The sequence below is a fragment of the Streptomyces sp. RFCAC02 genome (genome assembly GCF_004193175.1).
Taxonomy (GTDB): Bacteria; Actinomycetota; Actinomycetes; order Streptomycetales; family Streptomycetaceae; genus Streptomyces.
Window position 1 is genome coordinate 1,613,170 of sequence record NZ_SAUH01000001.1, and the last position, 12,891, is coordinate 1,626,060.

The window sequence follows — 12,891 nt, forward strand, 5'->3', positions numbered from 1 at the left end:
GACGATGGAATTGCCACAGGTTACCGGCGCCCGTGGGGGCGGCGGCAAATCGGTTCGGGGGGTCACCGGCCGCTCCCGGCCGCCGTCCCGTCACCCCCGCGCGCCCCCGCCCGCCGGAAGATCGTCCACCGGATCATTTGACAATCGTTTCCATTTAATCTGAAAATGGCTGTCATGATCGCTCGACACCGCATACATGCCCATTCCCGTTCACGCTCCCGCTCACGGATAGGCGGCTCCGCCCTCACCGCCGGGGCGGCCGCGCTGGGCCTGCTGGCCCTGACCGCCTGCGGCAGCGACGACGAGGGCGGAGGCAGCGCGGACGGGAAGCTGGACGTGGTCGCCTCGTTCTACCCGCTGCAGTTCCTGGCCGAGCGGATCGGCGGCGACCAGGTGGACGTCACCTCGCTCACCGAGCCCGGCGTCGAGCCCCATGATCTGGAACTGTCGCCCCGGCAGACGGCCTCGCTGACCGAGGCCGACCTCGTGGTGTACCTGGAGGGCCTCCAGCCCACCGTGGACGACGCGGTCGAGCAGTCGGGCGCCGAGCACGTGGCGGAGGCCACGTCGTTCACCACGCTGGAGACGCACGGCGACGACGTCGAGGGCGACGAGCACGCCGAGGACGAGCACGCCGAGGAGGAGTCGGGCGACGGCCACGACCACGGCACCGAGGGCAAGGACCCGCACATCTGGCTCGATCCCCTGCGGTACGCCGAGGTCGCCCAGGGCGTCGGCGACGCCCTCGCGGACGCCGACCCCGACCACGCCGACACCTACGCGGCCAACACCGAGCAGCTCGTCTCGGAGCTGAACGAGCTGGACGAGGAGTTCACGACCGGGCTGGCCGATCTCCCGTCCAACACGTTCATCACGACGCACGCCGCGTTCGGCTACCTCGCCGAGCGCTACGGGCTGCACCAGGAGGCCATCAGCGGCCTCGACCCCGAGTCCGAGCCCAGCGCGGCCCGCATGCGCGAGCTCCAGGAGATCGCGGAGGAGGACGGCGTCACCACCGTCTTCTTCGAGACACTGGTGAGCGACGACACGGCGCGTACCCTCGCGGGGGACCTCGGTCTGGAGACGGCGGTGCTCGACCCGCTCGAGGGCATCACCGACGACTCGGCCGGCTCGGACTACTTCGAGGTGATGCGCGCCAACCTGGACGCCCTCCGGGCGGCCCTGGCCTGACGCGTCCGCCCGGGGAACCGGCCCACGGCACGACTGAAGGAAGAAGCGGAGAGCAGCATGGAGCCCGTCATATCGCTGACCGGGGTGACCGCCGAGCTGGGCGGCCGACCGGTGCTGCGCGGCATCGACCTGACCGTGGGCCGGGGCGAGGTGGTGGCCCTGCTCGGCGCCAACGGCTCGGGGAAGTCCACGGCCGTGCGCGCGACCGTGGGCCAGGTCCCGGTCACCGACGGCGACCTCACGCTCTTCGGGACGCCGGTGCGGCGGTTCCGCGAGTGGCGGCGCGTCGGGTACGTGCCGCAGCGCTCCACGGCGGCCGGCGGCGTACCGGCGACCGTGCGCGAGGTCGTCACCTCCGGGCGGCTGGCGCGGCACCGGCTGCGGCCGCTCGGCAGGGCCGACCGTGCGGCGGTGGACCGCGCGCTGGACCTGGTGGGTCTCGCCGACCGGGCGCGTGACCCGGTGGGGGCGCTGTCGGGCGGCCAGCACCAGCGGGTGCTGATCGCGCGGGCGCTGTCCGTCGAGCCTGAGCTGCTGATCATGGACGAGCCGCTGGCCGGCGTCGACCTGGCGAGCCAGCGGGTCCTGGCGGACACGGTGCGGACGCTGGCGGCGGCGGGGACGTCCGTCCTGCTGGTGCTGCACGAGCTGGGGCCGCTCGAACCGCTCATCGACCGGGCCGTGGTCCTCGCGCACGGGCGCGTGGAGCGGACGGTGGACCACCCGGCGCAGTTACCGGAGAGCCACCCCTGCCACCCCGAGGACGAGCTGCCGCCGTCCGCCGAGCCGTCTCTCCAGACCGGGATGCTGTGATCGCCATGTTCGAACTGCTGGATTACGCCTTCATGCAGCGGGCGCTGCTGGCCGCGCTGCTCATCGGCATCGCGGCGCCCGCCGTCGGGATCTACCTCGTGCAGCGGCAGCAGGCGCTGATGGGCGACGGGATCGGGCACGTGGCGCTCACGGGCGTCGCGCTCGGCTTCCTCCTGAACGCCGACCCGGTGTGGGTGGCGGTGCTGGTGTCGGCGCTCGGCGCGATCGTGATGGAGCTGCTGCGGTCGTCCGGGCGGGCGCGGGGCGATGTGGCGCTGGCGATGCTGTTCTACGGCGGCATGGCGGGCGGTGTGATGATCATCAACCTGGCGCCCGGGGGGTCGACGGCGAACCTGACGTCGTACCTGTGGGGGTCGGTGACGACGGTCTCGCCGTCCGACATCGTGGCCATCTGCTGGCTCTCGGTGTTCGTGCTGGTCGTGGCACTGGGCCTGCGGCGGCAGCTGTTCGCCGTCTGCCAGGACGAGGAGTTCGCGCGGGTGACGGGCCTGCCGGTGCGCGCGCTGAACCTGCTGCTCGCCGTGACGGCGGCGGCGACCGTCACCGTGGCGATGCGGGTGGTCGGGCTGCTGCTGGTCAGCGCGCTGATGGTGATCCCGGTGGTGGCGGCGCAGCAGGCGACGCGCGGGTTCGCGATGACGCTGGTGCTGGCCATGGTGTTCGGCGTGCTGGTGTCGGTGTCCGGAACGGTCACCTCGTACTACGTGGACGTGCCGCCCGGCGGGACGATCGTGCTGCTGGCGCTGGGGCTGTTCATCGTGGTGACGCTGGCGTCCCTGCCACTGGCACGGCGGCGCGCGCGGCGGCGTGACGCGGAGGAGGCGCTCGGGGGCGCGCGAGTGCCCGCGACGCGCCCGTAGGGCCTTCCCGGCAGACGGGCGGAGATCGGGAAACGAGCGAGGAGAGGCTACCCTGACCGAGAGAGTGTCGGGGGTCACGGAACGGCGAGGCGAGGAGAACGACGTGGAGACGGCAGGACCGCCGGTGCGCGGCCGTTCGACGCGTCAGCGCGCGGCGGTCGCGGCGGCGCTGGCGGAGGTCGACGAGTTCCGCAGCGCCCAGGAGCTGCACGACATGCTGAAGCACCGGGGCGACTCGGTCGGGCTGACGACGGTGTACCGCACCCTCCAGTCCCTCGCCGACGCGGGCGAGGTCGACGTGCTGCGGACCGTCGAGGGCGAGGCGGTGTACCGCCGGTGCAGCACCGACGACCACCATCACCACCTGGTGTGCCGTGCCTGCGGCAGGGCCGTGGAGGTGGAGGGGCCGGCCGTGGAGAAGTGGGCCGACTCCATCGCGCGCGAGCACGGCTTCGTGGACGTGGGTCACACGGTGGAGATCTTCGGGACCTGCGGGGACTGCGCGGCATCCGCCGACTCCTGACCCGGTCGGCCGTCCCGCGCCAACCTCCTTGCGGCACAGGGCAGTCGGTGCGCCTCATGCGTTACGGTGAGCCTTCACTGGCCGCACCCGGCAGTGTCGCGCAGGGAGGGAAACGTGCCGAACGACTCCATCGACGCCATGCAGGACCTGGGGCTCGACCGTGCCCACACGGCCCGGATCTACGACTTCCTGCTCGGCGGCAAGACGAACTACGCGCCCGACCGTGAGGCCGCCGCGCAGGCGCTGCGCGTCAATCCGCGCATCGGGACCGTCGCGCACGCCAACCGCGCGTTCATGCACCGGGTCACGCGGGTGCTGGCCGTCGAGCACGGCATCCGCCAGTGGCTGGACATCGGCACGGGCATCCCGACCTCGCCGAACCTGCACGAGGTCGCGCAGTCCGTCGCGCCGGACGCCCGCGTCGTCTACGCGGACAACGATCGCATCGTCCTGCGGCACGCCGAGGCGCTGCTGACCAGTTCCCCCGAGGGGCGTACGGCGTACATCCACGCCGACGCGTCGCGGCCGGAGACGATACTGGCCGCGCCCGAGCTGGCGGAGACACTCGACCTGACCCGGCCGGTCGCCCTCAGCCTGAACGCGCTCCTGCACTTCCTGGCGGTCGAGCCGCGCGAGGTCGTCGGGCCGCTGCTGGACGCGCTGCCGTCGGGGAGCGCCCTCGCCCTCACGCACGTGACCGGCGACCTGGACCCGGAGATGTGGGACGGGATCGCCCGCGTCTACCGCGACGCGGGGAACCCGGTGCATCTGCGCGGCCGTGAGCAGGTGGCGGCGCTGTTCGACGGCTTGGAGCTGCTGGACCCCGGCCTCGTCGTGGCACACCGCTGGCGGCCGCAGGACATCGGCGTCGGCTCGGGGGGCACGGACGACGAGGAGCTGACGGACGCCGATGTCAGCCTGTGGGCGGGTGTGGCGATCAAGCCGTGAGCGGGGCCGGTGCGCAGCCGCCCGGTCCCGGGAACGCGTACCACGGCGCGCTCGGTGACGCCTTCGCCCGGCACTCGGGCACCAGCCCGTACAACGCGTACATCGACCGCCCGGCAGTGCTCGAACTCGCCGGGGACGTCACCGGCGCCCACGTCCTGGACGTGGGCTGCGGGGCCGGGTACTACGCGGCGGAGCTGCTGGCCAGGGGCGCGCGCGTCACCGGGGTCGACGGCAGCGCCGCGCTGCTGCGGCACGCGGCGGAACGGGTCGGCGGCCGGGCCGAGCTGCGGCTGCACGACCTGGAGACGCCACTGCACTTCGCGGCGGACGCCTCGTTCGACGGGGCGGTGTGCGCGCTGGTCCACGCGCACGTCGAGGCGCGGGACCGGCTGCTCGCGGAGATCCGCCGGGTACTGCGGCCCGGCGGCTGGCTGGTGCTCTCGGCGTCCCATCCCACGGCCGACTGGCGGCACTTCGGCGGCTCGTACTTCGACGGGAGCTGGGTGGATCTCCCGCTCCCCGGCTCGTCGGAAGCCATCCGGTACCGGCGGCTGACGCTGGAGACCCTCATGACGGAGTGGCTCGCCGCCGGCTTCACGGTGGAGCGGCTGACCGAGCCGCGTCCGCTGCCGGCGCTGCGGGAGATCGACGCTGCGCTCCATGAGCGGCTGTGTGCGGAGCCGTCCTTCCTGGCCGTGCGGCTCCGCAATCCCGCCGGGCCTGGCTGACGGCTCCGGCGGCCGTTTCCTTTCCGGCGAAACGATGGGGCGCGCGGCCACGGAGGCCGCGCGCCCCATCGGTGCGACGCATGGAACCAAGTCAGCCGATGATCAGGATGTCCAGGTCGGCGCCGATGATGAGGATGTCGAGGTCACGGGACTTGTTCATGGTAACTCTCCTTAAATGCACGACATTTGGGCGAGCTGTGGTGCGGGTGTCACGGTAGTTGGTCGAGTGACGACCACACCAGACCGTATGGGACCGGTTTTCGGTCGTCCCTGTGTGTCCGCGCCATTCGGGAGGTGTTACGCGATCCCCGCACGTCCGGCGCACGGCCGACCACGTCGCGGTCCCGGCGGCCGACGGCGCATTCACACCCGCGCCCGGATCTCACGACCCGTCAATCGGTCTTCTGAACAAGGCGAATGCACAGCAACTCGCACGTCGTTCCCGCTTCGGGTGCACCGCACTCCGGTCGCCCGCCGGGTACCGCGCCGGTGACGGTCCGGCGTCCTTTCGACAGCCGTTCGACGGCCGAAAAATGACCCCTCCTCGTGCACACGACACAACGAGTGCGACTGAAATGCGACCCTCACCGATCGAAATGCCACTTCTTTTAACGCAATGGTCATGAAGCGAAAGCCACGCACAAGCGATCTCCCGGGGTGAGCCGCGCACAACGCCCACCTCCCGCGTTCCCTCCCGTGCCCGTACAGACTGGACGGGCAGCCAGCACGCCGTCCCCCGGAGCAGCGCATGACGACCCCCGACCTGCCGTCCGTCCTGTTGTCCGTCGCCATGTCCGTCGACGGGCGCATCGACGACGCGACACCCGACCGCCTCGTCCTCTCGGGCGCCGACGACCTCGACCGGGTGGACGAGGTGCGCGCCGCGCACGACGCGATCCTCGTCGGCGCCGGCACGATCCGCGCCGACGACCCGCGCCTGCTGGTCCGCTCGGCCGCGCGCCGCCGCGCCCGCGTCGCGGCGGGGCTGCCGGAGAACCCCCTCAAGGCCGCCCTCAGCGGCTCGGGCGACCTCGACCCGGCCGCCGCGTTCTTCACGGCGGGACCGGCCGACAGGGTGGTCTACTGCCCGACCCCCGCCGTCCCCCGCGCGCGGGCGCGCCTCGGCGGCGCGGCGCCCGTCGTGGACGGCGGCGACCCGTTCGACCTCGCCCGCGTCCTCGCCGACCTGCGCGGGCGCGGCGTGCGGCGGCTGATGGTCGAGGGCGGCGCGACGGTGCACACGCGGTTCCTCGAAGCGGGCCTCGTGGACGAACTGCACCTGGTGATCGCGCCGTTCCTCGTCGGCGACGCGACCGCGCCCCCATTCACGCGCCCGGGCCGCTTCCCGTACGGGCCGGGGAACCGCCTGACCCTCACGGAGACGCGCCCCGTCGGTGACTGCGTCCTGCTGCGCTACACGGCCACCCGGCCGGGCCACGACCACGACCGCTGGATGGCGTTCGCGACCGCCCTGGCACGCCGCTGCCCGCCGTCCTCCTCCGCCTACTCGGTCGGCGCGGTGATCGTCGGCGAGGCGGGGGACGTCCTGGCGACCGGCTGGTCCCGCGAGGGCGACCCGCACGACCACGCGGAGGAAGCGGCCCTGGCCAAACTCCCCCCGGACGACCCGCGCCTCACGAAGGCGACGCTCTACACATCGCTGGAACCCTGCACGACCCGCGCATCACGCCCGCACTCCTGCACGGACCTGATCCTGCGCGCGGGCATCCCCTCCGTGGTCCTGGCATGGCGCGAACCACCACTGTTCGCGGACTGCACAGGCACAGAGACACTGCGGGAAGCGGGCGTACACGTGACAGAACTCCCCTCCCACACCCCGGCAGCCCGCCACCCGAACACCCACCTCCCCACCGTCTGAGCCCCCCGGTCGGCGGAGTGGGGTAGCTTCTCGGGTGGTGTGTACACCTATCCGTGGAAGGTGGCCGGTATGGAGCGGTCCGTCGTCGTCGAGCTCGACGATGTCAGTGTCCGGCGGTACGTGACCGGGCAGGTCATCCTCGACCGGGTCGGGCTGCGTATCGGCGCCGGTGAGCACTGGGCGCTCCTCGGCGCGAACGGCGCGGGGAAGACGTCGCTCCTGCGGGTCGTCGGCGCCGTCACGCATCCCACGTCGGGCACCGCCCGCATCCTCGGGCACCGGCTCGGGCGGGTGGACGTGCGGGAGCTGCGCGCGCGGCTCGGGCACGTCTCGTCGTCGCAGCGCGTCCCGCAGGACCAGACCGCCACCACGGTCGTGCTGACCGGGGCCAGCGGCACCGTGCAGCCGCTGTGGCGCGCCTACGACGACGCCGTCCGCGAGCGTGCCCGCGCGCTGCTCGCCGAGCTGGACTGCAAGGACTTCGCCGACCGGCCCTTCGGCGTCTGCTCGGGCGGGCAGCGGGCACGCGTCCTCGTGGCGCGCGCCCTCATGCCGGACCCGTCGCTGCTGCTGCTCGACGAGCCGTTCAACGCCCTCGACCTGCCGTCCCGCGAGGACCTGGTGGACGCCCTCGCCCGCCTCGCCACGACACGGCCGGACCTCACCACCGTCACCGTGACCCACCACCTGGAGGAGCTGCCGCCCACCACCAGCCACGCCCTGCTGCTGCGCGAGGGCCGGGTGCTGGCGAGCGGGCCGGTCGGGGACGTCCTCACCGGCGAGGCGCTGAGCGCCTGCTTCGGCCGCCCCGTCGAGGTGACGCGGCAGCACGGCCGCTGGTACGCGCGCTCGGGGCGGCCGTAGGCCGGTGCCGCCCCGGCCGGGCGCGGGTCAGCGGGCCTGCGGCGGGATCTCGTTCGGCACGGCGCCGCCGAACCGCCGGTCGCGCGACGCGTACTCGACGCACGCGTCCCACAGGTTGCGCCGGTCGAAGTCCGGCCACAGCACGTCCTGGTAGACCATCTCCGCGTACGCGCTCTGCCAGATCAGGTAGTTGGACGTGCGCCGCTCCCCGGAGGGACGGAGGAACAGGTCGACGTCCGGCATGTCCGAGAAGTAGAGGTAGCGGGCGAACGTCTTCTCGTTCACCTTGTCCGGCGATATGCGGCCGGCCCGCACGTCCTCGGCGAGACGGGCCGCCGCGTCGGCGATCTCGGCGCGGCCCCCGTAGTTGATGCACATGTAGAGGGTCATCACGTCGTTGTCGCGGGTGCGCTCCTCGGCGTACTGGAGCTTGCGGACGACCGATTTCCACAGCTTCGGCTCACGCCCCGCCCAGCGGATGCGGACCCCCATCGCGTCCAGTTCGTCGGTGCGGCGGTCGATGACCTCGCGGTTGAACGCCATCAGGAAGCGGACCTCGTCCGGGGAGCGCCGCCAGTTCTCCGTGGAGAAGGCGTACAGCGACAGGTTCCTGACCCCCAGCTCGATGCAGCCCTTGACCACGTCGAGGACGACGCTCTCGCCGATCTTGTGCCCCTCGGTGCGCGGCAGACCGCGCTGCTTGGCCCAGCGACCGTTGCCGTCCATGACGATGGCGACGTGCCCCGGCACCAGCTCGCCGGGCAGTTTGGGGGGCTGCGCGCCGGACGGGTGCGGGTCGGGGGCGCGGTACGCGCGACGCTGCCGGGGACGGGTGGGCAGCATTCCGCGGGGGGCCATAGGGGAACTCCAGGGGGTCCGTTTCGATCCTGCCGCCGAGGGTAGTCCTCTCAGCCCTTCTCCACGAACCGCAGGGAGCGCAGTCCGCGCTCCAGATGCCAGTGGAGATACGCCGACACGAGGCCGCTGCCCTCCCGCACGTGCCGGGCCTCGGCGGCGTCGGCGGTGTCCCAGTCGCCGGTGAGGAGCGCGCCGAGCAGCCGCAGCGCCTCCCCCGACGGCACGACGCTGCCCGGCACACGGCAGTCGCCGCACACCGCGCCGCCCGCGGAGACCGAGAAGAACCGGTTCGGCCCCGGCATGCCGCAGCGCGCGCAGGCGTCGAAGCTGGGCGCGTAGCCGCCGACCGCGAGGGACCGCAGCAGGAACGCGTCGAGGACGAGCCCCGGCGCGTGCGACCCGGCGGCGAGGGTCCGCAGGCCGCCGACGAGGAGGAGGTACTGCTGGACGTTCGGCTCGCCCTCGTGGTCCGTGAACCGTTCCGCCGTCTCCAGCATGGCTGTGCCGGCGGTGTAGCGGGGGTAGTCCCCGACGAGGGGCCGGCCGTAGGGGCGATGGTCTCGGCCTGGGTGCACAGCGGCAGCCCGCGCCCGACCAGCGCGCTCCCCCGCGCGAAGAACTGCACGTCGACGTGTGTGAACGGCTCCAGGCGCGCGCCGAACTTCGACTTCGTCCGGCGTACGCCCCGCGCCACCGCGCGCACCCGTCCGTGACCGCGCGTGAGGAGGGTGATGATCCGGTCCGCCTCGCCCAGCTTCTGGGTGCGCAGCACGATGCCGTCGTCGCGGAACAGGGTCATGCGTCCATTCTGGCGCACGCGCCGCGCGCCGCCCGTGCCCCGGTGTGCCTCCCCTGTGTGCCCTGGACGGCCGATGCGCGCGGCGGCCCGCCGGGCGTACGGGGGCGGGGTGGCCGAAGGTGGAGAGGTGAAGCCCACTGCGAGTCTCCGGGTCGCGCGGTGGCGCCGCCGCAGGCGGGACGACCGGGCGGTCAGACCGCTGCGCGCCGGGCGCCGCGCGCCGTTCTGGCTGCTGCCCGCGCTGCTGCTGGTGGCCATCGTGGTGGGTGACTGGAACTCGTCGGGCGAGCTGCGGATCGTGACGTGGATCGTGCTGGTGCCCGGCATCGCGGCGGCGCTGTGCGGGGTGGTGATGACGGCGCTGTTCGCCGCGGCCGCCGCCGTCTGCTACTACCAGCTCGACCGCGCCTGGGGGTACCAGTACGCGGAGGGTCCGGCGGACTTCTGGCTGGTGGTGGCGGGCGGGCTGCTCGCCGTGCTGGCGTCGTGGCTGCGGCGGCGCGCACAGCACCGGCTGCTGGGCCTGGAGAACGGGGCGGAGGCGACACGGCTCGCGGTGCTGCGCCCGCTGCCGCGCCGTACGGGGAACCTGTCGCTGGCCAGCGCCTACCTGGCGGCGGACGCGGACGCGCGGGTCGGCGGCGACTTCTTCGACGTGCAGCCGTCGCCGCACGGGACGCGGGTGCTGCTCGGCGACATCCAGGGGAAGGGCACGACGGCGGTGGACGCGGCGTCCGCGCTGCTCGGGACGTTCCGCGAGGCCGGGTACTACGAGGAGCTGGGGACGGTCGCCGAACGGCTCGACAACCGGATGCGGCGGCACAACCAGTACAGCGCCGACCTCGGCCAGCCGTTCGAACGTTTCGCGACGGCGGTGCTCATCGGCTTCCCGGCGGAGGACGAGGGGTGGATCGACATGGTCAATTTCGGTCATCCCGCGCCGCTGGTCCTCGGCCGGTCCGGGGTGCGTCCCCTGCCGGAGGGGAACGGCCCGCCGGTGGGCCTCTCGACGTTCGCCGGGGAGCTGCCCCCGGTGGTGCGGGTGCCGTTCGAGCGGTCGGAGACGCTGCTGCTGTTCACGGACGGGGTGACCGAGGCCCGCGACCGCGCCGGGCGGTTCCTGCCGGTGGCGGCGCGCCTCGCGGCGTACCTCGCGGACGACGGGGACACCGCGCCGCTGAGCGTGGTGCGCGCCGTGGAGGACGCGGTGATCCTCCACACGCACGGCCGGCTCCAGGACGACACCGCGATCCTGGCCGTACGGGCGGAGCCGGGCGCCGGTACCGCGCCACCGGCCGAACTGGCCCCGGACGCGCTCCCCAGGGACCACGGCCCGGCCGGCCCCGACCTGACCGGCGGCCCCCGCCCGGCCCGCCGCGACGACCGCAGGGGCGGCTGAGCCCGTCAGCGCGCCGCAGCGAGGACCAGCGAGGCGACGGCCAGCGCCAGGTAGGCGGCGGGGAAGGCCACGTTGTGCAGGACGCGGGCACGCAGGTGCGCCGCGACGGCGCCGACGTAGAAGAGGACGAGACCCGCGGCCGCCGCGAGGCCGACGGGCCGAAGCCCGAGCAGCCCGAGGACCAGCCCGGCCGCGCCCGCCGCCTTGAGCGCCGCGAGCCACGGCAGCCAGGGACGGGGGACGCCCACCTCCGCCGAGTTGGCGAGGACGAAGCGCGCCCGCGCCAGGTCCGCCGCCGCGATGCCCCCGTTGGCCGCCGCGGTGATGACCGTGACCGCCACGTACGCCGTGCCCATGCTGTCCGCCTTCCGGTCGGGCGGCGGCCCGTCCGCCCCCTCGCCCGCAGCCTTCCGGCGTCCCGGGGACAGCGTCCAATACCCGCTTCCATAGCCTGGCCGCATGGATCTCGACACCCGGCTGCTGCGCTACTTCGTCGCCGTCGCGGAGGAGGGCACCATCACCCGCGCGGCGGCCCGGCTCTTCGTCTCGCAGCCGTCCCTCACCCGGCAGATCAGGCAGTTGGAGGACCGGCTTGGCACGCCGCTGTTCGACCGTTCCCGCACCGGCATGACGCTGACGGAGCCGGGGCGCGCCCTGGCCCGGCGGGCGCCCGCGCTGCTCGACGGGCTCGACTCGGTGCTGCGCGAGACGCGGGAGGCCGCCGCCCGCGCGGCCAGGACGCTGCGGGTCGGATTCCTGGCGAGCGCGGCCAACGAGGCGACCCGGTGGATCGTCGCCGAGTTCGCCCGGCGGCGGCCCGGCTGGCGGGCGGAGATGCGGCAGGCCCCCTGGTCGGACCCGAGCGCCGGGCTCGCCTCGGGAGCCGTCGACGTGGCGCTGGTGCGGCTGCCGTTCCCCGGCCAGGAGGCGCTGCGGACCACGGCACTGTTCGTCGAGCCCCGCTGGGTCGCGCTGCCCGCCGGGCATCCGCTCGCGGGGCGGGAGGTGATCCCGTTCCGCGACCTGTGGGACGAGCCGTTCGTGGCGGCCCCGGCCGGGACCGGCGAGTGGCGGGACCACTGGCTGGCCGCCGGCGAACGCGACGGCCGCCCCGTCCGCGTCGGCGCCGTCACCGAGCTGCCGGACGACTGGCTGAGCGCCGTCGCACACGGCCACGGCGTCGCGCTCGCCCCGGCGTCCGCCGCCCGCTTCTACGCGCGCCCGGGCGTCACGTACCGGCCCGTGCGCGGGGTGAGCCCCAGTGGCGTCGGGGTCGCCCGGCCCTCGGTTGATGGTCCCGGCGCGCCGGTCGTGCGGGACTTCGTGCGCTGCTGCCTGGACGCGGCCGGCGTCACGGTGCCCCGTTCGCGCCGGGAGTGATGAGGCCCGACTCGTACGCGAGGATCACGAGCTGCGCGCGGTCCCGTGCGGCGAGCTTGCCCATGATGCGGCTGACGTGCGTCTTCGCCGTCAGGGGCGACAGGGACAGGGCCGCCGCGATCTCCGCGTTGTTCAGGCCCCGCGCCACCAGCGCGAGGACCTGCCGTTCGCGCCCCGACAGGCGGTCGAGCGCCGCCGGGAGCGCGCCGTCCGCCGCCGGGACCGCGGGAGCCCGCAGCGCGCGGGCGATCAGGCGGGCCGTCGGCCCCGGGGAGAGCAGCGCGTCCCCCGCCGCGACGGTGCGGATGCCGTCGAGCAGGTCGGCCGGGCGGGTGTCCTTCACCAGGAAGCCGGACGCGCCCGCCCGCAGCGCCTCGACGACGTGCTCGTCCGTGTCGTACGTCGTGAGGACGAGGACCCGCACCCCCGCGAGGTCGTCGTCGGCGGCGATGCGGCGGGTGGCCTCGATGCCGTCCAGGTCGGGCATGCGGATGTCCATCACGACGAGGTCGGCGCGGCAGGAGCGGGCGCGTTCGACGGCCTCCCGGCCGGTGCCCGCCTCGCCGACGACCGTCATGCCGGGCGCCGAGTCCACGAGCATCGCGAACGCCGAACGCACCAGCGTCTG

Annotated in this window: 13 protein-coding genes and 1 pseudogene; 10 read left to right on the forward strand and 4 right to left on the reverse strand. The window is 73.8% G+C overall.

The features are described 5' to 3' along the window. Positions 1-174: 174 nt before the first annotated feature. The 8 genes from EMA09_RS07380 (at position 175) to EMA09_RS07415 (ending at position 7,827) form a co-directional block, all read left to right on the forward strand. Positions 175-1,191 (forward strand): metal ABC transporter substrate-binding protein, encoded by a 1,017-nt coding sequence (locus EMA09_RS07380; RefSeq protein WP_129840047.1) that lies wholly within the window; start codon positions 175-177, stop codon positions 1,189-1,191. A gap of 57 nt (positions 1,192-1,248) precedes the next feature. Further along, positions 1,249-2,004, forward strand: a complete 756-nt coding sequence (locus tag EMA09_RS07385) for a metal ABC transporter ATP-binding protein (protein WP_129840049.1) — start codon at positions 1,249-1,251, stop codon at positions 2,002-2,004. Positions 2,005-2,009: 5 nt separating this feature from the next. Continuing rightward, the gene (locus EMA09_RS07390) at positions 2,010-2,885 is read left to right on the forward strand and encodes a metal ABC transporter permease (protein WP_129840051.1); all 876 of its coding nucleotides are present in this window, start codon (positions 2,010-2,012) and stop codon (positions 2,883-2,885) included. Positions 2,886-2,988: 103 nt separating this feature from the next. Beyond that, complete coding sequence (locus EMA09_RS07395) at positions 2,989-3,408, forward strand: Fur family transcriptional regulator (RefSeq protein ID WP_129840053.1); 420 nt, start codon at positions 2,989-2,991, stop codon at positions 3,406-3,408. A gap of 138 nt (positions 3,409-3,546) precedes the next feature. Then, on the forward strand, positions 3,547-4,356 hold the full coding sequence (locus tag EMA09_RS07400; protein ID WP_129843895.1) for an SAM-dependent methyltransferase: 810 nt from the start codon (positions 3,547-3,549) through the stop codon (positions 4,354-4,356). Continuing rightward, the gene (locus EMA09_RS07405) at positions 4,353-5,084 is read left to right on the forward strand and encodes a class I SAM-dependent methyltransferase (RefSeq protein WP_129840055.1); all 732 of its coding nucleotides are present in this window, start codon (positions 4,353-4,355) and stop codon (positions 5,082-5,084) included. The genes EMA09_RS07400 and EMA09_RS07405 overlap by 4 nt, the downstream gene beginning before the upstream one ends. Before the next feature lie 748 nt (positions 5,085-5,832). Continuing rightward, positions 5,833-6,963, forward strand: a complete 1,131-nt coding sequence (locus EMA09_RS07410; protein ID WP_129840057.1) for a dihydrofolate reductase family protein — start codon at positions 5,833-5,835, stop codon at positions 6,961-6,963. 69 nt (positions 6,964-7,032) lie between these two features. Further along, positions 7,033-7,827, forward strand: coding sequence for an ATP-binding cassette domain-containing protein (locus EMA09_RS07415; protein WP_129840059.1), 795 nt, complete (start codon positions 7,033-7,035; stop codon positions 7,825-7,827). A gap of 27 nt (positions 7,828-7,854) precedes the next feature. Here the strand turns inward: EMA09_RS07415 and EMA09_RS07420 are convergent, their stop codons facing one another. Both EMA09_RS07420 and recO read right to left on the reverse strand, forming a co-directional pair. Next, positions 7,855-8,685 carry an isoprenyl transferase gene (locus EMA09_RS07420; protein WP_129840061.1) on the reverse strand — a complete coding sequence of 277 codons (831 nt, stop codon included), beginning with the start codon at positions 8,683-8,685 and terminating at the stop codon, positions 7,855-7,857. Between the two features lie 50 nt (positions 8,686-8,735). Beyond that, positions 8,736-9,484: pseudogene (gene recO, locus EMA09_RS07425) on the reverse strand (DNA repair protein RecO). 127 nt (positions 9,485-9,611) lie between these two features. On the opposite strand from recO, the gene EMA09_RS07430 reads away from it, so the two are divergent. Beyond that, complete coding sequence (locus tag EMA09_RS07430) at positions 9,612-10,883, forward strand: PP2C family protein-serine/threonine phosphatase (protein ID WP_240796284.1); 1,272 nt, start codon at positions 9,612-9,614, stop codon at positions 10,881-10,883. Positions 10,884-10,888: 5 nt separating this feature from the next. Here EMA09_RS07430 and EMA09_RS07435 read toward each other — a convergent pair whose 3' ends face one another. Next, positions 10,889-11,239 (reverse strand): DoxX family protein, encoded by a 351-nt coding sequence (locus EMA09_RS07435; RefSeq protein WP_129840065.1) that lies wholly within the window; start codon positions 11,237-11,239, stop codon positions 10,889-10,891. 103 nt (positions 11,240-11,342) lie between these two features. Between EMA09_RS07435 and EMA09_RS07440 the strand changes: the two genes are divergently transcribed. Then, complete coding sequence (locus tag EMA09_RS07440; RefSeq protein ID WP_129840067.1) at positions 11,343-12,263, forward strand: LysR family transcriptional regulator; 921 nt, start codon at positions 11,343-11,345, stop codon at positions 12,261-12,263. Here the strand turns inward: EMA09_RS07440 and EMA09_RS07445 are convergent. Further along, positions 12,235-12,864: a response regulator transcription factor gene (locus EMA09_RS07445; RefSeq protein ID WP_129843896.1), complete on the reverse strand. Its 630-nt coding sequence runs from the start codon at positions 12,862-12,864 to the stop codon at positions 12,235-12,237. The genes EMA09_RS07440 and EMA09_RS07445 overlap by 29 nt on opposite strands. Positions 12,865-12,891 lie beyond the last annotated feature (27 nt).